Here is a 20,480-nt window from a genome sequence, read left to right on the forward strand (position 1 = left end):
CCAGCCTGATTAAAAAAACATGTCCTTGCCCAAACATCATCTGGAATTGCTCAGCCCCGCCCGCGACGTGACCATCGCCCGCGAGGCCATCCTGCATGGCGCCGACGCCGTGTACATCGGTGGCCCGAGTTTCGGCGCACGTCACAACGCCTGCAACGAAGTGGGCGATATTGCCCGGCTGGTGGAGTTCGCCCATCGCTACCACGCCCGGGTGTTCACCACGATCAACACCATCCTGCACGACAACGAACTGGAGCCGGCCCGCCAGTTGATCCACCAACTGTACGATGCCGGCGTCGACGCGCTGATCGTCCAGGACCTGGGGGTGATGGAGCTGGACATCCCGCCCATCGAGCTGCACGCCAGCACCCAGACTGACATTCGCACCCTGGCGCGGGCAAAATTCCTCGACCAGGCCGGTTTCTCGCAACTGGTGCTGGCCCGCGAGTTGAACCTGCAGGAAATCCGCGCCATCGCCGATGAGACCGAAGCGGCCATCGAGTTCTTCATTCACGGTGCGTTGTGCGTGGCTTTCTCCGGCCAGTGCAACATTTCCCACGCCCAGAACGGCCGAAGTGCCAACCGTGGCGATTGTTCCCAGGCCTGTCGCCTGCCCTACACCCTCAAGGACGACCAGGGCCGGGTAGTGGCCTACGAAAAGCATCTGCTGTCGATGAAGGACAACAACCAGAGCGCCAACATCCGCGACCTGGTCGAAGCCGGCGTGCGTTCGTTCAAGATCGAAGGCCGCTACAAGGACATGGGTTACGTGAAGAACATCACGGCCTATTACCGCCAGCGCCTGGACGACGTGCTCGAAGACCGCCCGGACCTGGCCCGTGCCTCCAGCGGCCGCACCGCGCACTTCTTCGTGCCTGACCCGGACAAGACCTTCCACCGTGGCAGCACCGACTACTTTGTCAGCGAGCGCAAGATCGACATCGGCGCCTTCGATTCGCCAACCTTTACCGGCGTGCCGGTGGGCGTGGTAGAAAAAGTCGGCAAGCGCGACATGCAAGTCGTGACTTTCGACCCGCTGTCCAACGGCGACGGCCTCAACGTGCTGGTCAAGCGTGAGGTGGTGGGTTTCCGGGCCAACATCGCCGAGCCCAAGGGCGAGTTCGAAGAAGACGGCCAGAAGCGTTATCGCTACCGCGTCGAACCCAACGAGATGCCGGCGGGCATGTACCAGTTGCGCCCCAACCATCCACTGAGCCGCAACCTGGACCATAACTGGCAGCAAGCGCTGCTCAAGACCTCGTCCGAGCGCCGCGTCGGCCTGGCCTGGGTCGCGCGCCTGCGTGAAGAACGCCTGGAACTGACCGCCACCAGCGAGGAAGGCATCAGCGCCAGCGTCGCCCTGGACGGGCCGTTCGGCCTGGCCAACAAACCGGAACAGGCCCTTGAGCAATTGCATGACCTGCTCGGCCAACTCGGCACCACCGAATATCACGCTACCGCGATCGAACTGGATGCGCCCCAGGCATTCTTCATCCCCAATTCGCAGCTCAAGACCTTGCGCCGCGAAGCCATCGAGGCCCTGACCACCGCCCGTGTGGCGGCTCATCCACGGGGTGGACGCAAGGCCGAGACCAGTCCGCCGCCGGTGTACCCGGAGTCGCACCTGTCGTTCCTGGCCAACGTCTACAACCAGAAGGCCCGGGATTTCTATCACCGCCACGGGGTCAAGCTGATCGATGCTGCCTTCGAGGCCCACGAAGAAACCGGTGAAGTGCCGGTGATGATCACCAAGCACTGCCTGCGCTTCTCGTTCAACCTCTGCCCCAAGCAGGCCAAGGGCGTCACCGGCGTGCGCACCAAGGTCGCGCCGATGCAGCTGATACACGGCGATGAAGTGCTGACGCTGAAGTTCGACTGCAAGCCCTGCGAAATGCATGTGGTCGGCAAGATCAAGGGCCACATCCTTGACCTGCCACTGCCCGGCAGCACGGCGCAGGCGGTCGTCGGCCACATCAGCCCCGAGGACCTGCTCAAGACGATCCCCCGCGCACCGCATTGAGTCCACAACCGCAGATACTGTGGGAGCGGGCTTGCCCGCGAAAGCGGTGGGTCAGCTAAGTTGATGTCGGCTGTCCCACCGCTATCGCGAGCAGGCTCGCTCCCACAGGGGATTGGGGAATAGCCAATACCCCATGTGGAGCGAGCTTGCTCGCGATAACGGTAGACCAGCTTGCAACGATGCCGGCCGTCAACGCCTATGCGGACGAGTCGACTTTCATTTCTGCGTCTTTTTTGCTTTTCCGTGCGACAGATTCCACCCCAGGGCTCCCCCACCGCTTCCCAGCAATGTTAGGTTGTAAGCGTTTGTGTCATCTAATCAGACACTTCTCTTCTAACCTGCCTGCAAAGGAATGCCCCCAGCAATGGACTTCTCGCTCAAAAAACTGGCCCTGACCACGCTGATGCTGTCCAGCCTCGCATCGATGACCACGCCAGCCTTCGCCAACATCACCGCGCAACAGAACGCCGTCATTGTAAAAACCTTCGCCGATGCACCGGTGACGGATTTCAGGCAATTCCTCGGACAGGTCGCCAAGAACGATATCGCCAACGCCGCTAACCTCGGCCCGGCCATCAGCGCCTTCCTCGACAACACATCCCTGTCGGCCGAACAGCAGAACGAAATCCATCGCCTGCTGGGCCTTTATGCCCGAGTGAAGTACGGCAACGCGGCGACCGAGACGCTGAAAGAGCTGGTGGCGATCCCGACCTTTCGCAAGGACGGCGTAGCGCAGCACGAGAACCCGGAGTTCCTCAAGATCGCCGACAAGATCAAGGGCCTCGCCGAGTCTTTCAACCTGAATTTCCGCAACATCGACAACCGCGTCTATGAGATTTCCCTGGAAGGCAGCGGCGACGAAGTCGTTGGCATCCACGCCCACGCCGATGTGGTGCCGGTGACGCCGGAAAACTGGGTGCTGAAGGACGGCACCCGCCTCGACCCGTTCAAGGTGACCCTGGTGGGCGACCGCATGTATGGCCGCGGTACCGAGGACGATAAGAACGGCATCGTGGTGGCGCTATATGCCATGAAAATCATCAAGGAAGAGAAGCTACCGCTGGCGCGCAACTTCAAGTTGCTGGTCGATACCACCGAGGAAACCACTGGCGACGCAATCCCCTATTACTTCGAACACAACCCGACGCCCAACTACAACCTGGCGTTGGATGGCGGCTACCCGGTAGTGATCGCCGAGAAAGGCTACGGCACCGTCATGGCCAACTTTGCCCGACGCAATGCCCAAGGCAAGGGCGCCGAAATCACCGCACTGACCGGCGGCCTGGCGACCAATCAGATCCCGTCGACGTCGGTGGCCACTTTCATCGGCGACAAGCCCGCCGAATTGGCCGCCAGTCTGCTGAAGGCCGGCAACGACTACGCCAAGCGCAATGGCGGCAACTTCGAGGTCACCTCCAAGGTCGTCGGCAAAGATGTCCAGCTGACTTTCATCGGGGTCTCTGCGCACTCCTCCGAGCCGGAGTCGGGCGTCAACCCTGTGGCAAGGATGCTGGACTTCATCAATGGCCTGGGCAGCAAGGTCGCGCTCAAGCATAACCACATCACCGACGCCGCCCGCTACGCCGCCGATAACTGGGGCCTGGATTACCTGGGCAAGCAATTGGGGATCGGTTATTCCGACGCGTTCATGGGCCCGCTGACCGCCTCCCTGACTTACGTCGGGATGGATGAAAAGACCTTCAAGCTTGCGGTGAACCTGCGGGTGCCGGTGGGCAAGACCACTGAGGCGCTGAAGAAAGATATTGCCGACAAGCTGGACGCCTGGAGCAAGAAGTCCCACGTCGCGGTGGCGTTCGACTACTCCATCGACGAGCCGATGTACCGCAACCCCGAGGGCGAGTGGGTCAAGGCGCTGCTGGCGGTCGCCACCGAAAACCTCGGCATGGAGCACAAGTACGGCACCTCGGCCGGCGCCACGTCGGTCCACGATCTGCCCAATGGCGTGCAGTTCGGCCTGGCCATGCCTGACGTGAAGTACACCGGTCATAACGACAACGAGTTCAAGACCGTGGAGCAATTCCTGCTGGACCTGCAGATCGTGACCGAGATGATGGGGCGGATCGGGCAGTTGCCGAAGTTGTGATTGTCCAAGCCATGCTTTGCACTTGAAGCTTGCTGGTCACTTGAGACTGCAAGTCCCCGAGGCCTGCCTGTCCCTGTGGCTAGCTTGATTCCTGTGGCGAGGGAGCTTGCTCCCGCTCGGGTGCGCAGCGCCCGCAAAATCTTGGGGTCGCTGCGCAACCCAGCGGGAGCAAGCTCCCTCGCCACGGGGGCACTTCATTCCTTCAGATAAGTGGCGCTGGGATCGATGACCTTGGCGGTAATGTCGAGCAACTCCAGCCCCCAATCACCGTGCAGGTACCAGTCCTCGCCGATCATCTCGGCCGGGTGCATCGTTCGGTCGGCACCGTTGCCACAGGCCAAGGCATGGGTCGGACAATAACGATCACACCCCCAGCAAATGCGCTCGGGATGTTTGGGACTGATGGGAAACGGCTTTGCCATGACGACCCCGCATAACGAGTGGGTGTACCCGCACCGTACCGCGTCGAGGCTCGGCAGCCCTTGATTCTGATCAAGAACAGCCCTGCCTGATCAATAAGTGTTGGCGTTCGCACATTCACGCTGAAAATTGACAAGAATCATTATTATTCGCAGCGAAGCCTCCTAGACTCGGCCATCTTTTATCCGTTTAGGAAGTCCTCATGCGTACCCTCGCCCCCCTATCCCTCGCCCTGCTGTTTCTCGCACCGCTGGCCCAGGCCAAGGAATACCCCATCGGCGAACCTCAACTGTGCCCGGGGCTGGAAGTCGGCGCGGTGTATTTGCAGCCCATTGAAATGGCGCCGGCCGGAATGATGCGCGCCACGGCCGATTCGGACGTGCACCTGGAAGCCGATATTCGTGCCACGGCGGACAGCAAGCAAGGCTTCCAGGAAGGCAGCTTCGTGCCTTACCTCAACGTATCCTTCCAACTGAAAAAGCAAGGCGTCGACACCGAGCTCAAGGGCGACTTCCACGCCATGGTCGCCAATGACGGGCCGCACTACGGCGACAACGTCAAGCTGCTCGGCCCCGGCAAATACCAACTGACCTTCACCATCCTGCCGCCTGGCGGCCATGCTTCCCTCGGTCGTCATACCGACAAGGAAACCGGCGTGGCGCCCTGGTTCGAGCGTTGCGAACTGCACTACGAATTCGTCTACGCCGGGATCGGTAAAAAGGTGGGTACTGACCATGGGCCAACCGACCCGTCGATCGCATCCCACGCGCCATCGATGCCTGGCCGGGTGCCTGCTGGCCGGCCTGGCCTTGCCTTCCATCGCCCAGGCCGAGCTACCGACTTATGAGTTGAGCATGCGCGATGGACGCTTCACCCCGGCGCAACTGGAGGTGGCGGCCGGGCAACGCTTCAAGATCGTGCTGAAGAACGACGGCCAGGGTCCGGCGGAGTTCGAGAGCACGCCGCTGCGCGTGGAAAAGGTCTTGTCGCCCGGCGTCACCACCTTCGTGGTGATTCATCCGCTTCGGCCTGGTCATTACCCGTTTTTCGATGAATTCAATCCGCAACTGCCCGAAGGCAGCATCCTCGCCCGGTAATCGTCCCGCAGGAGGCGTTTGCATGACTCAATCGATGTTTATTGTCTGGCGCGAAAGCGTCGAGGCCTTGCTGGTCATCGGCATTCTCCAGGCCTGGGCCAGCCGCCAACAACAGGCCAGTCGACTGCTGCGCTATGTCTGGGCCGGCACGGCGCTGGGCTTGCTGCTCTCGGGCGTGCTGGCCGGCCTGATCGTATTGGCCGGCGAAACCATGAGCGGCGCGGCCAACGAATGGTTCCAGGCGTCACTGGCGTTGATCGCCAGCGTGCTGATCGTGCAGATGGTCAGCTGGATGCACCGCAACGCAAGGACGCTCAAGCACGACCTGACACGCGACGCCGACCAGCGCCTGAGCCGCCAGGGCGGCTTGGGACTGTTGGTGCTGGCATTGTTGGCGGTCAGCCGCGAAGGCAGCGAAACCGTGGTGTTCCTGTACGGCGCCGGTGCCCGTCTACAAGGACCGTCACTGGGTCTGTTCGCCATCGGCGCGGCGGCCGGCCTGGTGCTGTCGCTGCTGACCGTCTACGTGCTGCATGGCAGCCGCCGGTTCATTTCATGGCCACGGTTCTTTGCCATCAGCGAAGCGATTCTCCTGCTGTTGGGAGCGGCGTTGCTGGTCAGCGGCATCGAGCGCGTTGGCGGTCAACTGCTCGCGATGGACTGGCCCGAGGCGGTGTATCGCGGCATTGGCGAAGGGCTGTGGGACAGCAGCACACTGCTCGACGACGGCCATGGCTTGGGCGGTTTCCTCGCCGATTTCGCCGGGTATCGCGCCAGTCCCAGTGCGCTGACGTTGCTGGTGTGGCTCGGCTATTGGCTGGTCGTCGCCGGCTGGCTGCGTCCACGCAAGACGGAAAACCTGCCATGCCTTACCTGAACCCCTGGCTCCAGCGCCTGGGCGACGGCATGCGGCGCCACGGCGCGACCATTCGTGCCGTGCAATGGATGGTGGTGCTGTTCTACGTGGTGCTGCTGGTGGTGCCCGCGCTGCTGCCGTTGCCCAGCAGTCAGGCGCGGCTGCTGGATAACCTGACGTTGCTGGCACAGTTTCTGTTCTGGGGCTTGTGGTGGCCGTTCGTGCTGCTCTCCATCGTGCTGTTCGGTCGGCTCTGGTGCGGTGTGCTGTGTCCCGAAGGCGCGCTGAGCGAATGGGCCAGTCGCTACGGTAAGGGGCTGGGGATGCCGCGAGGCCTGCGCTGGGCCGGCTGGTCAACCCTGGCGTTCTGCCTGACGACGATTTACGGCCAACTCATCAGCGTCTACGACTATGCCCAGGCCGCGCTGCTGATCCTCGGCGGCTCGACCGTCGCGGCAGTCATCGTCGGCCTGCTGTTCGCCCGTGGCAAACGGGTGTGGTGCCGCTACCTGTGCCCGGTCAGTGGCGTCTTCGCCCTACTTGCGCGCCTGGCACCGCTGCACTTTCAGGTGGACGAACAACGCTGGCAGGAAAACCGCGCCCCGCGTCGCCCTCCCCCCAATTGCGCGCCCTTGTTGGATATCCGCCGAATGCGCGGCGCCGCCGATTGCCACGCCTGTGGCCGTTGCAGCGGCCAGCGCGATGCGGTGCGCCTGATCGCCCGCTCCAGCAGCGAGGAAATCCTCCAGGCCACGGCCGGCACGCTCTCGCCTTGGGATGCACGTCTGCTGTTGTTCGGTGTCATCGGCCTGGCCATGGGCGCCTTTCAATGGACCGTCAGTCCCTGGTTCATCGCCTTGAAGCAGGCATTGGCCCAATGGCTGGTGGCGCATGAGCTGCTCTGGCCGTTGCAAGACAACGCACCTTGGTGGCTATTGACGCACTATCCGCAACTCAACGACAGCTTCAGCTGGCTCGATGGCTTTTGCATCCTCGCCTATCTCGGCTTGAGTGCCTTGCTGCTCGGCACTTCGCTGATGCTATTGATGCGCCTGGCGGCACGACTGGCGGGCAATCGCGCAGAATATTTGCCCCTGGCCATCACCCTGACGCCCATGGGTGGTGCGGGGCTGTTCCTCGGCCTGTCGGCCACTACCGTCAAACTGCTGCGCTATGAAGGGTTGTTGCTCGAGTGGGTGCAGCCGGCTCGGGCCGGGCTGTTGGTGGCGGCGATGGCCTGGAGCCTGTGGCTGGGTTGGAAACGGCTGGAACACAGCGCAGCATCACCCCTCCAGCGACTACCCGCCCTCGCCTGCCTGACAGTGGCCAGCGGTTTGGTGGGTTATGGTTGGTGGTTGCAGTTTTGGGGGTGGTGACACACTAAACCCTGTGGGAGCGGGTGCTCACAACATCTTGGTTCAACACGAAACCCTTGTGGGAGCGGGCTTGCTCGCGAAGGCGTTGGTACATCCAACATCATCGCAAACTGACCCACCGCTTTCGCGAGCAAGCCCGCTCCCACAGGGGTTTGGCGGGCAATCACTCAATCCAGCGTGCCCTCAACTGCGCAATACAAACGAAGAAAACAACTCACGCATCGCAGCCCAAAGCTCCGGTTGCAAGGCGTGTGCCGATACGCTGGAAAGATGCGGGTCGAGCATCCGCGCGGTGCGCACCAGTTGCACGGCAAACCGGCTGACGCCCCGCTCGCTCAAGCGTTCGGCCAGGCTCAACAGGCGTTCGGGGTTGAACAGATGCCAATGCACCGTGGTGCGGCACTCATAATCCACGCCGCTGGCCAGCAGATGGTCGAGGCTGCGCCAGTTGGCGGCGCCGCTGCCTTCGACCCGGGTCACCTCCAGGGCATCTTCGGGCAAGGCCTTGATGTCGAAACCCACCCAGTCGGCCAGGCCAACCACCTTGGCGAACGCCGCCGGCTTGATGCCGGCGCTGTGCAGGCCGATGCGAAAGCCCATCTGCCGTACCTGCTCCATCGCCGAAGCCAAGCCGTCCTGCAAGGTCGGCTCGCCGCCGCTGAACACCACCGCATCGAGCAAGTCCTGGCGGCGTTGCAGGAACGCCAAGACCCGACACCAATCCACCTCTTCGCTACCACGAGGTGGGATCAGTTGCGGGTTATGGCAATAACGACAACGCCAGGCGCATCCCTGGCAAAACAATACGCACGCCAGTTGGCCCGGGTAATCGAGGGTGGTCAGGGGCACCATGCCCCCGACCCGCAGCACTCGACTCATGGACGCCCGGCCGCGCTTTCGGTGAAGTGCACCCGCTCGCGGTGCTCGGACTGCTTGCCCGGGTTAAAGGCCGCCACCGGGCGGTGATAGCCCATCACGCGGGTCCAGACTTCGCAACGTTGACGCTGTGCTTGTGGAAGGCTTTGCGATGCATTCATGGGTGAAGCTCCTTGCGGTCGATGGATCGGATCAGTGGACGCTGCCAGCCAACTGCTGTTGCAGCAGCAAGGCCTCGTCGCATTTGGGGCAAAACTCGTGTTCGCCGGCCAGGTAGCCGTGCACCGGGCAGATGGAAAAGGTCGGCGTGATGGTCAGGTACGGCAGGCGGAAACGGCCCAGGGCCTTGCGCACCAATTGCTTGCAGGCCTGGGTCGAAGATATCTGCTCGGCCATGTACAGGTGCAACACGGTGCCGCCGGTGTATTTGCATTGCAGCTCGTCCTGCAACTCCAGGGCTTCGAATGGATCGTCGGTGAAGCCCACCGGCAGTTGCGACGAATTGGTGTAGTACGGTGCGACCGGGCTGCCGGCCTGCAAGATGTCGGGATAGCGCTTGAGGTCTTCCTTGGCGAAGCGGTATGTCGTGCCTTCGGCAGGCGTGGCTTCCAGGTTGTAGAGGTGGCCGGTTTCCTCCTGGAACCGCAGCAACGTGGCCCGCACGTGATCCAGCAATTTGAGGGCGAACGCCCGACCCTGCTCGGTATGCATGCCCTGCTGGTCATCGGTGAAATTGCGCAGCATTTCGTGCAGGCCATTCAAGCCAATGGTGGAGAAGTGATTGCGCAGTGTGCCCAGGTAGCGTTTGGTGTAGGGGTACAAACCGGCGTCCATATGATGCTGGATGACCTTGCGCTTGACCTCCAGGCTCTCCATCGCCAGTTCCATCAGCGTATCGATGCGTTTCAGCAAAGCGCTGGTGTCGCCCTTGTACAAATGACCCAGGCGCGCGCAGTTGATCGTCACTACGCCAAGGGAGCCGGTCTGCTCCGCCGAACCGAACAGGCCGCCACCGCGCTTGAGCAACTCGCGCACATCCAGTTGCAGGCGACAGCACATCGAGCGCACCTGGTTGGGCTGCATGTCCGAGTTAAGGAAGTTCTGGAAATACGGCAGGCCGTAACGGGCGGTCATCTCGAACAGCCGGTCGGCGTTTTCGCTGTCCCATGGGAAGTCATGGGTGATGTTGTAGGTCGGGATCGGAAAGGTGAACACCCGCCCTTTCGCATCGCCGGCCTGCATCACCTCGATGTAGGCGCGGTTGATCAATTCCATCTCCGCTTGCAGGTCACCGTAGGCGAACGGCATTTCTTCGCCGCCGATTACCGGGATCTGTTCGCGCAAATCCTCCGGGCAGACCCAATCGAACGTGAGGTTAGTGAAGGGCGTTTGCGTGCCCCAGCGCGACGGGACGTTGAGGTTATAGATGAACTCCTGCAACGACTGGCGAACCTCGGCGTAACTGAGTTTGTCCTTGCGCAGGTAAGGCGCCAGGTAGGTGTCGAACGAGCTGAACGCCTGGGCCCCGGCCCATTCGTTTTGCAGGGTGCCGAGGAAGTTGACCATCTGCCCCAGGGCGCTGCTCAAATGCTTGGGCGGCCCGGCTTCGACCCGCCCCGGCACGCCGTTGAGACCTTCGTGCAACAACGTGCGCAAGGACCAGCCGGCACAGTAGCCGGCGAGCATGTCCAAGTCATGGATATGCAAGTCAGCCTCGCGGTGCGCCTGGCCGATGGCCTGGCTGTAGACCTCGTCGAGCCAGTAATTGGCGGTGACCTTGCCCGACACGTTCAAGATCAGCCCGCCGAGGGAATAACCCTGGTTGGCGTTGGCCTGCACGCGCCAGTCTTCGCGGTCCAGGTATTCGTTCATCGACGTGGCGACCTCTACCAGCGTGCGACGGTCGCGACGCAGGCGCCCGTGCTGCTCGCGGTAGACGATATAAGCGCGCATGGAAAGGAAGAATCCGGCATCCATCAACACCCGCTCGACACGGTCCTGGATCTGCTCGACGTTCAACCGGTTCTGCCCTTCCAACCGGACCAGCACCGCCTCCAGCAACCCCTCGGCCTCGGCTTCGGCGTACTCGCCGGTGGCCTTGCCAGCGACGATCAGCGCCTGGCGAATCTTGTCCGCATCAAAGGCAACCACACTGCCATCGCGCTTGTGCAAGCGGTTACACCCTACCGTGATCAACGTGCTCTGCATTTTGGCTCCAGACACTACATATAGGCTTTTAAATTTAAACGAACACAATATGCAGTGGAGGGTACGGACAAAAGGCAGGGTTGCAATTGATCGATATCAAGAATCGGGGGCGACCGGCAAGCAGCGTCGGAGATGATTTTTCGAGACACCGGATATCCCCTGTGGGAGTGAGCTTGCTCGCGATAGCGGTGGATCAGTAGAGACAAATGTTGACTGGCGCGCCGCCTTCGCGAGCAAGCTCGCTCCCACAGGGGATCGGGGCTCGACCGGGAGAGCCAGGTCGGCTGTCAGGCCGCCTTCGCGAGCAGGCTCGCTCCCACAGTTGGATCGGAGTACGACCGTGGGAGCCAGGTCGGCTATAAGGCCGCCTCGCGGTGGACGTTGATTTCGGCGCCCCGTTAACCACGCTGGCCGAACGCAGGCGTTGCGTAGTGGGCATCCCGGCATGGATGCCGGGATAGCTGCGCTGGGCCATGGATGGCCCTTCGCAGCGGGCCCACGGAGCAATGCCGGAGAGAGGGCATGCCGAGCCTAGGCGAGGCACCGAGTGGTGGGGCAAAAGCGTTTTGCTTACTTTTGCGCTTCTCAAAAGTGAGACGCCGTGAGGGCGGAACCCTAAGTAGCCGTTACCGCAGCAACGGATATGCCCCCCCGCTCAACAAATCCCAGCGCTCAGAACAGAACAGGGCTGCTGCGCAGCCCAGCGGGAGCAAGCTCCCTCGCCACGGGGTCGGTGCAAGCCTTTAACCTCCACTCATGTTCATGAACCGCACAATCTGCACCTCCCCACCAGGATTGAAGTCATGGCGCAGTGGCTTGCCGCGCAGTGCCTGCTGTACCGCCTGAATCACGGGCTGATCATCCAATGGATAACGCCGCAACAAGCTTCGCAGGTCGAGAGAGTCCTCCTGCCCCAGGCACAACAGCAAGCGCCCCTCAACCGTCATGCGTACCCGATTGCAACTGGCGCAGAAGTTGTGGGTGTTGGGGGAAATGAAACCGATCCGGGTATCCGGATGCTGCACCAGACGCACATAGCGCGCCGGCCCACCGCTACTCTCGGCACTGTCGAGCAACCGATGATGACCGGCGATCACAGCCCGGACTTCGTCGCTGGAACAGAACGACTCACCCCGGGAACGCCCCACCTCCCCCAACGGCATCTCCTCGATGAAACTGATGTCGATGCGTTGATCGATGGCGTACTGCACCAACGCCGGGACTTCATCGAAGTTGCGTCCTTTCATGACCACGCAGTTGAGCTTGATCCGCTCGAACCCGGCCACTTTCGCCGCTTCGATACCCGCCAGCACCTGATCGAGATTGCCGTTGCGGGTAATTGCCCGAAACCGCTCCCCGTCCAGGCTGTCGAGGCTGATGTTCATGCGCTTGACGCCGGCCTCCACCAGCGGCTGGGCCAGTCGCTCCAACTGCGAGCCGTTGCTGGTCATCACCAGTTCCCGCAGGCCGGGCATTGCCGCGATCTCGCGACACAACCCGACGATGCCCGGACGGATCAACGGCTCGCCACCGGTGAGGCGAATTTTCTTCACCCCCAGGCCGACGAACAGCCCCGCCAGGCGCTGCAGCTCTTCCAGGGTCAACACCTGCTGACGCGGCAGGAAGGTCATGTTTTTCGCCATGCAATACACACAGCGAAAATCACAACGATCGGTCACCGACATCCGCAAATAATCGATCTGGCGCCCAAACCCATCCTGCAACACCGCGCTCATGGAAATCTCCCGATTAAGCCGGCGCTCACTGCACCAGCGGCGAGTCGGCGCCCTGAAGAGCGATGCCGCGGATGTCCGCCGCACCGATCAGGGTTTGCAGGTACTGCACCAGCGCTTTTTGCCATACGCCCTGCTGCAACTGGGTGCGGATCGCCGTCGCCACCGCCTCGTAAGGCAACGGCTGGCCCTCGATGCGCTGGTCGATGCTGATCACGTGCCAGCCATAGCGACTTTCCAGCGGCTTGCCCGCCAGGCCCGCCGGCAGGGTGAACAGTTGGCGCTCCAGTTCAGGCACGGTCTGGCCCTTGCTGATTTGCCCCAGCGACCCGCCCTGCTCCTTGGACGGGCACGCCGAATACTTCAGCGCCAGCTCGGCGAAGCTGCCGGGGAACTGATCCAGCCGTTCCAGCAGCAACTCGGCCTGTACGTGAGCCAGGCTGCGGGCCTCGGCATCGTCCGGCGCGCATTCGAGCAAAATGTGCCGCACCGCCAGCAACGGTGCGCTGTGAAAACGCGCCCGATTGCTTTCGTAGTAACGCAGGCAGGTCGCCTCGTCACATTGCGGCACTTGCACCTCACGTTCGAGCAGCAGCCGCGTGGCCGCTTCCTCTTCGTTCTCGCCGGCGCCGACCTGCAACGCCAGGCCCAACTCGGCGATGCGTTGCTGGAGCAACTCACGGATCACCAACGCCCGCGCCGCCTGATAGACCGCATCCTCGCGGCTTTCGGCCGGGTGATATTGCAGCTCCAACGCCATCGCCTGCGGGCTGATCGACACGTCGTTGACGCTGATGATCGGCCACTCCTGCTCGCTGCTGGCGATCAATTGAGGCGCTGCTTCGTCGCCTGCCACCGGCCCGGCCTGGGCCGGTTCGAACTGCACCGCCCCGGCCGGTTCGACCCCGGCCACCGGCGCCATTACCGGCGCCGCCTTGGCCGAAGATCCACAACCGCCGCCACCGCCACCACCACCGCCACATCCGCATCCACTCGCCATGATCTTCTCCTCAAAACTTCTGCCGAACGATTTGATAACGACGCCCCAAGTACCAGACCGGCGCACTGATGATGTGCACGAGACGGGTGAACGGGAACAATACGAACAGGGTCAGGCCCAGCAGCACATGGAGCTTGTAGACCAGGCCCACCGGTGCCATCGACGTGGCCGCTTCCACTGGACGCAGCAGCACGGTGTTCTGGGCCCAGTCGGCCAGCATCACCATCACCGAGCCGTCCATATGGGCGGTGGATGCGACGATGGTCATCAGCCCCAGCACCAGTTGCACCAGCAACACCACCAGCACCAGGATGTCCGAGGGATTGGACGTGGCGCGGACCCGTGGGTCGGTCAGGCGGCGGTTGAGCAGCATCACCAGGCCGATCAGGCCGAGCACGCCGAAGAAACCACCGGAGACCATCGCCAGCAGCTGCTTGTTCTCGGTGCTCAGCACATGGTGGTAGATCGCCGACGGCGTCAGCAGGCCGACGAAGTGGCCGGCCAGCACGAACAGCACGCCGACGTGGAACAGGTTGCTCGCCACGCGCATGCCGCGCTTGTTGAGCATCTGGCTGGAACCGGCCTTCCAGGTGTACTGGGCCAAGTCAAACCGTGCCCAACTGCCGAGCAGGCAGATCGCCAGGGCGACGTAGGGGTAGACCCCGAACAACAACAGATCCCATTTAGACATTGCCCACCTCCGCGGCTGGCGCTGCGGCCAGCCCTTCATGCTGAAAATCCACCCAGTGCAACGGCACCGCACTTTCGTCCCGCGCCTTGCCTGGCGCGCTGGGCAGTGAACTGCAACGGTCCTGTTGTTCGGCCTTCATGAAATCCACCTGCTCTTCTTCCCAGATCTTGTCCAGGGCTTCGAGGGAGTCGTCCCGTGGCTCGGCCTTGACCTGCTCGCGCAATTCGGCGACCGCGCCCTGGGGTTCGGCCCCGGCGATTTGCAACAAGGCCCGAAAGCAACTGGCGTAGGCGCTTTCACGCTCTTCCAGGCGCGCCGCAAGCAAGGCCAGCAAGTGCGCGACATCGGCCAGGCCCTCGCGGGCCTCGATGTCTTCGCGGGTGGAGAGAAACTCCAGGTACAGCGGGATGTAATCGGGCAGTTCCTTGACGCCGATCGCGAAACCAGCCTCTTCGTACTGGGCCATCATGTCCACCATGGCCTGGCCACGGTCGCGGGACTCACCGTGGACGTGTTCGAACAGCAACAGCGACAGCGAACGGCCCCGGCCGAACAGCGCGCCGTAGTGTTCCTGGCCGTCCATCAAGTCCTTGCCGCAGATCAGTTCCAGCAATTCGAACAAGCCGGCGCGCTGCTGGGGACTGATTTCCCGTGCCTGGAGAATCGCCTGTTCCAGCTCGTCACGACCGGCCACCAAGGTCTCAGTCGGGTAATCGAGCAGCAATGAAATCACCTTGAGAATGCGCATGTTCATTCCTCCCACAACTGCACGGTCTTGATCACGTCGCGGCGGTTGGCCTTCTTGCCACCGAACATGTTGGTGTCGGAGCTGCCGCTGCAACCGCTGCCGAAGCTGAAACCACAACCGGAACGTTCGGCAAACGCATCGCTCATGGCGTCTTCGCGGTGAGCGCTTGGCACGACAAAACGGTCTTCGTAGTTGGCGATGGCCAGGTAGCGGTACATCTCTTCCACCTGGTTCACGCTCAAGCCGACGTCGGCCAGCACTTGCAGATCCTGCACACCGTCGACCTGTTCGGAACGCTTGTAGGCGCGCATCGCCAGCAGACGCTTGAGGGCATGCTTGACCGGTTTTTCATCGCCGGCGGTGAGCATGTTCGCCAGGTAACGCAGCGGGATGCGCAGGCTGTCGACATCCGGGATCACCCCGTTCATGCCCACGGTGCCGGCTTCGGCGGCGTTCTGGATTGGCGACAGTGGCGGCACGTACCAAACCATTGGCAAGGTGCGGTATTCCGGGTGCAGCGGCAGCGCGAGTTTCCAGTCCACGGCCATTTTGTAGACCGGCGAGCGTTGCGCCGAATCGATCACCGACTGCGGCACGCCATCGGCCAGGGCCTGGCGAATCACCGCCGGATCGTTCGGGTCGAGGAAAATTTCCAGCTGCTTCTCGTACAGGTCCTGCTCGTTGGGGGTACTCGCCACTTCGCTGATACGGTCGGCGTCATACAGCAACACGCCGAGGTAGCGAATGCGACCCACGCAGGTTTCCGCGCAAACGGTCGGCATGCCCGCTTCGATGCGCGGGTAGCAGAAAATGCATTTTTCCGACTTGCCGCTCTTCCAGTTGAAGTAGATCTTCTTGTACGGGCAGCCGCTGATGCACATGCGCCAGCCCCGGCACTTTTCCTGGTCGATCAGGACAATGCCGTCCTCCTCGCGCTTGTAGATCGCGCCGCTCGGGCACGATGCCGCGCACGTCGGGTTCAGGCAGTGCTCGCACAGGCGCGGCAGGTACATCATGAACGTGTTTTCGTACTCGCCGTAGATGTCCGCCTGGATCTGGTCGAAGTTCTTGTCCTTGCGGCGCTTGGCGAATTCAGTGCCCAGGATTTCTTCCCAGTTCGGGCCCCACTCGATCTTCTCCATGCGCTTGCCGGACACCACCGAACGCGGCCGCGCGGTGGGCTGGTGCTCACCCAGTGGCGCGGTGTGCAGGTGCTGGTAATCGAAGTCGAACGGTTCGTAGTAATCGTCCAGGCCTGGCAGGTCCGGGTTGGCGAAGATGTTCGCCAACACGCGGAACTTGCCGCCGATGCGCGGGTTGATCGACCCGTCGGCATTGCGAACCCAGCCGCCCTTCCACTTGTCCTGGTTTTCCCATTCTTTCGGATAGCCAATGCCGGGCTTGGATTCAACGTTGTTGAACCAGGCGTACTCCATACCTTCGCGGCTGGTCCAGACGTTTTTGCAGGTGATCGAGCAAGTGTGGCAGCCGATGCATTTGTCCAGGTTCAGGACCATGCCGATTTGTGAGCGAATCTTCATCTCAGTTCTCCTCGATGTCAGTCGGCAGTGGACGCGGCAGATCATCGCCACTGGAACCGTCGAGCCAGTCGACCTTGGCCATCTTGCGCACCACGACGAATTCATCGCGGTTGCAACCGACCGTGCCGTAATAGTTGAAGCCGTAGGCCTGTTGGGCGTAGCCGCCGATCATGTGGGTAGGCTTGAGCACCACGCGGGTCACCGAGTTGTGGTGGCCACCGCGGGTCTTGGTGGTTTCCGACCCCGGCACGTTCACGATCCGTTCCTGGGCGTGGTACATCATCACCATGCCTTCCTTGACCCGCTGGCTGACCACCGCCCGGGCGGTCAGCGCGCCGTTGACGTTGAAGCACTCGATCCAGTCGTTGTCCTCGATACCGGCGCGCTTGGCGTCGATTTCCGAGAGCCAGACAATCGGCCCGCCACGGCTCAAGGTGAGCATCAGCAGGTTGTCGCTGTAGGTGCTGTGGATGCCCCATTTCTGGTGCGGAGTGATCCAGTTCAGGACGATCTCGGTCTCGCCATTGCTGCGCTTGCCCTTCACGCCGGCGATGGTGCGGGTGTTGACCGGTGGCCGGTAGCTCATCAACTGTTCGCCGAAGGCCTGCATCCACGGGTGATCCTGGTAGAACTGCTGGCGGCCGGTGATGGTGCGCCATGGAATCGCCTCGTGAACGTTGGTGTAGCCGGCGTTGTAGCTCACGTGATCGTCTTCCAGGCCGGACCAGGTCGGGCTGGAAATGATCTTGCGTGGCTGGGCCTGGATGTCGCGGAAACGAATGGCCTCGTGCTCCTTGGAGATGGCCAGGTGGCTGTGGTCGATGCCGGTGAACTCCGACAGCGCCGCCCAGGCTTTCACCGCGACATGGCCGTTGGTTTCCGGGGCCAGGGACAGGATCACCTCGGCAGCGTCGATCGCGCTGTCAATCTTTGGCCGCCCTTGGCTGATGCCAGCCTCGACTTCCTTGTGGTTCAGTTCGCCGAGGAATTTGACTTCCGTCTCGGTGTTCCAGTTGATGCCCTTGCCGCCGTTGCCGAGCTTCTCGAGCATCGGGCCCAAGGAGGTGAACTGCTTGTAGATGTTCGGGTAGTCGCGCTCCACCACGTGCAGGTTCGGTGCGTTCTTGCCCGGGATCGGTGCCACACCGGCGCTTTTCCAGTCGGTGCCGCCAAACGGTTGGGCCAGCTCACCGACGCTGTCATGCATCAACGGCACGGTGACCAGGTCTTTCTCGACCCCCAGGTGCCCGACCGACATGGCCGAAAACGCTTTGGCGATGCCCTTGTAGATTTCCCAGTCCGAACGCGATTCCCAGGCCGGATCGATGGCGGCCGACAATGGGTGGATGAACGGGTGCATGTCCGAGGTGTTCATGTCGTCTTTTTCGTACCAGGTCGCGGTCGGCAAGACGATGTCGGAATACACGCAGGTCGAGGACATGCGGAAGTCCAGGGTGGTCACTAGGTCGAGCTTGCCAATGGCGCCCTCGTCGACCCATTCGGCTTCGGTGGGCTTGCATTCGCTGCCATGGCCGATGTCTTCGTTCATCACGCCATTCTTGGTGCCCAACAGGTACTTGAGCATGTACTCGTGGCCCTTGCCCGAGGAGCCCAGCAGGTTGGAGCGCCAGATGAACATGTTGCGCGGGAAGTTCACCGGGCTGTCGGGCTGCTCGCAGGCAAAGCGCAGGGAACCGTCCTGCAGCGACTTGACCACGTAGTCCTTGGGTTCCAGGCCCGCGGCGGCGGCATCGCGGCAGATGTGCAGCGGGTTGGTGTTGAGTTGCGGCGCGCTCGGCAACCAGCCGGCCCGTTCGGCGCGGATGTTGTAGTCCAGGGCGTGCTCGGGGAATTGTGATTTGTCGGCCAGGGGCGAGAGCACGTCGTGCATGCTCATCTTCTCGTGGCGCCATTGCGAACTGTGGCCGTAGAAGAAGCTGGTGCCGTTCATTTGCCGTGGCGGACGGTTCCAGTCCAGGCCAAAGGCCAGGGGCAGCCAACCACACTGCGGACGGAGTTTTTCCTGGCCGACATAGTGGGCCCAGCCACCGCCGGTCTGGCCGACGCAACCGCAGAGCATGAGCATGTTGATCAGCCCGCGGTAGTTCATGTCCATGTGGTACCAGTGGTTCATCGCCGCACCGACGATGATCATCGAGCGTCCACGGGTCTTGTCGGCGTTGTCGGCGAACTCCCGGGCGATCTGGATCGCCTTTTCGCGGCTCACACCAGTGATTTGCTCCTGCCAGGCCGGGGTGCCAGGCACTGACGCGTCGTCGTAGTCCTTGGCGACATTGGCGCCGCCCAGGCCACGGTCGATGGCCAGGTTGGCGGCCGACAGGTCGAATACGGTGGCGACTTTCGCCACGCTGCCGTCGGCCAGCACCACGCTGTGCACCGGCACGCGGCGGAACTGCACCGCATCACCGGCCACGTGCTGGAAGTACTCCTGGGCTTCGCCGGCGAAATACGGGAAGGCCACCTCAGCGACGTCACCGCCGATCAGGCTCAGCTTGAGGTCGATCTCACGTCCTTCGCCACCTTCACGGGGCAGGATGTTCCACTTGCCCTTCTCGCCCCAGCGATAGCCGATGGAGCCTTGGGGCGAAACCAGTTCGCCGGCGGCATCCAGGGCGATGGTTTTCCATTCCGGATTGTTGTCCTGGCCGAGGTTGTCGGTCAGGTCGCTGGCCCGCAGGAAACGGTCGGGCTGGTAACCCGCGCCCGGCGCCGCGCCAAGCATCGGTTTGAGCATCACCAGCACCGGCAGGTCGGTGTAGCGCTTGGCGTATTCGGTGAAATAAGCGCTGGGCTTGTCCAGATGGAATTCTTTGAAGATCACATGATTGAAAGCCTGGGCCAACGCGGCGTCGGTGCCTTGCTTGGGGTTGAGCCACAAGTCGGTGAGCTTGGCGACTTCCGAGTAGTCCGGGGTGATCGCCACGGTCTTGGTGCCCTTGTAGCGCACCTCGGTGAAGAAGTGTGCATCGGGGGTACGGGTCTGCGGGACGTTGGAGCCCCAGGCAATGATGTAGTTGGAGTTGTACCAGTCGGCCGATTCCGGCACGTCGGTCTGCTCGCCCCAAACCATTGGCGAAGCAGGCGGCAAGTCGCAATACCAGTCATAGAAGCTCAGGCACACGCCACCGATCAGCGACAGGTAGCGCGAGCCGGCAGCGTAGCTGACCATCGACATGGCTGGGATCGGCGAGAAGCCAACCACCCGGTCCGGGCCGTGTTCTTTGACGGTGTAGACGTTGGCGGCGGCGATGATCTCGTTGACTTCTTCCCAGTTGGAACGGATGAAGCCGCCCATGCCGCGCTTGCTTTTATAGGAGTCGGCCTTGACCTTGTCCTCGACGATGCTGGCCCAGGCCTCCACCGGCGGCAGGGTCTGCCGGGCTTCGCGCCAGAGTTTGAGCAATGGCTTGCGGATCTTCGGATACTTGAGCCGGTTGGCGCTGTAGATGTACCAGCTATAGCTCGCGCCGCGCGGGCAGCCGCGTGGCTCGTGGTTGGGCAAATCGTTACGGGTGCGCGGGTAGTCGGTCTGCTGGGTTTCCCAGGTGATCAGGCCGTTCTTGACGTAGATCTTCCACGAGCACGAGCCGGTGCAGTTCACCCCGTGGGTGGAACGCACGATCTTGTCGTACTGCCAGCGGGAGCGGTAGACGTTTTCCCAGTCGCGAGACTCTTTGCGGGTCTCGCCGTGCCCCTCGGAAAACTCGCCTTGCTTGCGGTTGAAAAACCGCAGTTGATCCAGTAAATGACTCACAGTGTGTTCCTCTCAGGCTTGCTCCGCGGGGTCTG

Annotated in this window: 15 protein-coding genes and 1 pseudogene; 6 read left to right on the forward strand and 10 right to left on the reverse strand. The window is 62.3% G+C overall.

Annotation, left to right across the window (positions count from 1 at the left end):
• Positions 1 to 19: 19 nt before the first annotated feature.
• Together PFLQ2_RS12640 and PFLQ2_RS12635 are read left to right on the forward strand one after the other, a co-directional pair.
• Complete coding sequence (locus PFLQ2_RS12640) at positions 20 to 2,020, forward strand: peptidase U32 family protein (protein ID WP_003182287.1); 2,001 nt, start codon at positions 20 to 22, stop codon at positions 2,018 to 2,020.
• A 364-nt stretch (positions 2,021 to 2,384) separates the two neighbouring features.
• Positions 2,385 to 4,124, forward strand: a complete 1,740-nt coding sequence (locus tag PFLQ2_RS12635) for a dipeptidase (RefSeq protein ID WP_003182289.1) — start codon at positions 2,385 to 2,387, stop codon at positions 4,122 to 4,124.
• A 194-nt stretch (positions 4,125 to 4,318) separates the two neighbouring features.
• Here PFLQ2_RS12635 and PFLQ2_RS27815 read toward each other — a convergent pair whose 3' ends face one another.
• Positions 4,319 to 4,546 carry a DUF3079 domain-containing protein gene (locus PFLQ2_RS27815; protein ID WP_033046071.1) on the reverse strand — a complete coding sequence of 76 codons (228 nt, stop codon included), beginning with the start codon at positions 4,544 to 4,546 and terminating at the stop codon, positions 4,319 to 4,321.
• A 200-nt stretch (positions 4,547 to 4,746) separates the two neighbouring features.
• Between PFLQ2_RS27815 and PFLQ2_RS12630 the strand changes: the two are divergent.
• The 4 genes and pseudogenes from PFLQ2_RS12630 to PFLQ2_RS12615 form a co-directional block, all read left to right on the forward strand.
• Positions 4,747 to 5,271 (forward strand): annotated as a pseudogene (locus PFLQ2_RS12630) (iron transporter); the annotation flags it as partial.
• A gap of 7 nt (positions 5,272 to 5,278) precedes the next feature.
• Positions 5,279 to 5,641 carry a cupredoxin domain-containing protein gene (locus tag PFLQ2_RS12625; RefSeq protein ID WP_003182296.1) on the forward strand — a complete coding sequence of 121 codons (363 nt, stop codon included), beginning with the start codon at positions 5,279 to 5,281 and terminating at the stop codon, positions 5,639 to 5,641.
• A 22-nt stretch (positions 5,642 to 5,663) separates the two neighbouring features.
• Positions 5,664 to 6,518, forward strand: a complete 855-nt coding sequence (locus PFLQ2_RS12620) for an FTR1 family iron permease (RefSeq protein ID WP_003182298.1) — start codon at positions 5,664 to 5,666, stop codon at positions 6,516 to 6,518.
• Entirely contained in the window at positions 6,506 to 7,873 is a 1,368-nt protein-coding gene (locus PFLQ2_RS12615) for a 4Fe-4S binding protein (RefSeq protein WP_003182300.1), read from the forward strand. The genes PFLQ2_RS12620 and PFLQ2_RS12615 overlap by 13 nt, the downstream gene beginning before the upstream one ends.
• A gap of 183 nt (positions 7,874 to 8,056) precedes the next feature.
• On the opposite strand, the gene PFLQ2_RS12610 is transcribed toward PFLQ2_RS12615, so the two are convergent.
• From PFLQ2_RS12610 to PFLQ2_RS12570, 9 genes are all read right to left on the reverse strand, one after another.
• Positions 8,057 to 8,752 (reverse strand): anaerobic ribonucleoside-triphosphate reductase activating protein, encoded by a 696-nt coding sequence (locus PFLQ2_RS12610; protein ID WP_033046074.1) that lies wholly within the window; start codon positions 8,750 to 8,752, stop codon positions 8,057 to 8,059.
• On the reverse strand, positions 8,749 to 8,910 hold the full coding sequence (nrdD, locus tag PFLQ2_RS30830; protein WP_003182303.1) for an anaerobic ribonucleoside-triphosphate reductase: 162 nt from the start codon (positions 8,908 to 8,910) through the stop codon (positions 8,749 to 8,751). Before nrdD ends, PFLQ2_RS12610 begins: the two co-directional genes overlap by 4 nt.
• Positions 8,911 to 8,941: 31 nt before the next feature.
• Positions 8,942 to 10,957 (reverse strand): ribonucleoside triphosphate reductase, encoded by a 2,016-nt coding sequence (locus PFLQ2_RS12600; protein WP_003182305.1) that lies wholly within the window; start codon positions 10,955 to 10,957, stop codon positions 8,942 to 8,944.
• A 743-nt stretch (positions 10,958 to 11,700) separates the two neighbouring features.
• Positions 11,701 to 12,693 carry a GTP 3',8-cyclase MoaA gene (gene moaA, locus PFLQ2_RS12595; protein ID WP_003182306.1) on the reverse strand — a complete coding sequence of 331 codons (993 nt, stop codon included), beginning with the start codon at positions 12,691 to 12,693 and terminating at the stop codon, positions 11,701 to 11,703.
• A 25-nt stretch (positions 12,694 to 12,718) separates the two neighbouring features.
• Complete coding sequence (locus PFLQ2_RS12590; RefSeq protein WP_003182308.1) at positions 12,719 to 13,690, reverse strand: peptidylprolyl isomerase; 972 nt, start codon at positions 13,688 to 13,690, stop codon at positions 12,719 to 12,721.
• A gap of 10 nt (positions 13,691 to 13,700) precedes the next feature.
• The gene (gene narI / locus PFLQ2_RS12585) at positions 13,701 to 14,381 is read right to left on the reverse strand and encodes a respiratory nitrate reductase subunit gamma (protein ID WP_003182310.1); all 681 of its coding nucleotides are present in this window, start codon (positions 14,379 to 14,381) and stop codon (positions 13,701 to 13,703) included.
• Positions 14,374 to 15,129: a nitrate reductase molybdenum cofactor assembly chaperone gene (gene narJ / locus PFLQ2_RS12580; protein WP_033046076.1), complete on the reverse strand. Its 756-nt coding sequence runs from the start codon at positions 15,127 to 15,129 to the stop codon at positions 14,374 to 14,376. The genes narI and narJ overlap by 8 nt, the downstream gene beginning before the upstream one ends.
• Positions 15,130 to 15,131: 2 nt before the next feature.
• Positions 15,132 to 16,670: a nitrate reductase subunit beta gene (gene narH, locus PFLQ2_RS12575; RefSeq protein ID WP_003182314.1), complete on the reverse strand. Its 1,539-nt coding sequence runs from the start codon at positions 16,668 to 16,670 to the stop codon at positions 15,132 to 15,134.
• Position 16,671: 1 nt separating this feature from the next.
• The gene (locus tag PFLQ2_RS12570; RefSeq protein WP_003182316.1) at positions 16,672 to 20,445 is read right to left on the reverse strand and encodes a nitrate reductase subunit alpha; all 3,774 of its coding nucleotides are present in this window, start codon (positions 20,443 to 20,445) and stop codon (positions 16,672 to 16,674) included.
• Positions 20,446 to 20,480: the final 35 nt, after the last annotated feature.

Source organism: Pseudomonas fluorescens Q2-87, from assembly GCF_000281895.1.
Lineage (GTDB): Bacteria > Pseudomonadota > Gammaproteobacteria > Pseudomonadales > Pseudomonadaceae > Aquipseudomonas > Aquipseudomonas fluorescens_S.

What these genes read in the sequence shown, in the direction of transcription:
- PFLQ2_RS12640 (WP_003182287.1), top strand. Translation starts at nt 20, where the DNA reads ATGTCCTTGCCCAAACATCATCTGGAATTGCTCAGCCCCGCCCGCGAC.
- PFLQ2_RS12635 (WP_003182289.1), top strand. Translation starts at nt 2,385, where the DNA reads ATGGACTTCTCGCTCAAAAAACTGGCCCTGACCACGCTGATGCTGTCC.
- PFLQ2_RS27815 (WP_033046071.1), bottom strand. Translation starts at nt 4,546, where the DNA reads ATGGCAAAGCCGTTTCCCATCAGTCCCAAACATCCCGAGCGCATTTGC.
- PFLQ2_RS12625 (WP_003182296.1), top strand. Translation starts at nt 5,279, where the DNA reads ATGGGCCAACCGACCCGTCGATCGCATCCCACGCGCCATCGATGCCTG.
- PFLQ2_RS12620 (WP_003182298.1), top strand. Translation starts at nt 5,664, where the DNA reads ATGACTCAATCGATGTTTATTGTCTGGCGCGAAAGCGTCGAGGCCTTG.
- PFLQ2_RS12615 (WP_003182300.1), top strand. Translation starts at nt 6,506, where the DNA reads ATGCCTTACCTGAACCCCTGGCTCCAGCGCCTGGGCGACGGCATGCGG.
- PFLQ2_RS12610 (WP_033046074.1), bottom strand. Translation starts at nt 8,752, where the DNA reads ATGAGTCGAGTGCTGCGGGTCGGGGGCATGGTGCCCCTGACCACCCTC.
- nrdD (WP_003182303.1), bottom strand. Translation starts at nt 8,910, where the DNA reads ATGAATGCATCGCAAAGCCTTCCACAAGCACAGCGTCAACGTTGCGAA.
- PFLQ2_RS12600 (WP_003182305.1), bottom strand. Translation starts at nt 10,957, where the DNA reads ATGCAGAGCACGTTGATCACGGTAGGGTGTAACCGCTTGCACAAGCGC.
- moaA (WP_003182306.1), bottom strand. Translation starts at nt 12,693, where the DNA reads ATGAGCGCGGTGTTGCAGGATGGGTTTGGGCGCCAGATCGATTATTTG.
- PFLQ2_RS12590 (WP_003182308.1), bottom strand. Translation starts at nt 13,690, where the DNA reads ATGGCGAGTGGATGCGGATGTGGCGGTGGTGGTGGCGGTGGCGGCGGT.
- narI (WP_003182310.1), bottom strand. Translation starts at nt 14,381, where the DNA reads ATGTCTAAATGGGATCTGTTGTTGTTCGGGGTCTACCCCTACGTCGCC.
- narJ (WP_033046076.1), bottom strand. Translation starts at nt 15,129, where the DNA reads ATGCGCATTCTCAAGGTGATTTCATTGCTGCTCGATTACCCGACTGAG.
- narH (WP_003182314.1), bottom strand. Translation starts at nt 16,670, where the DNA reads ATGAAGATTCGCTCACAAATCGGCATGGTCCTGAACCTGGACAAATGC.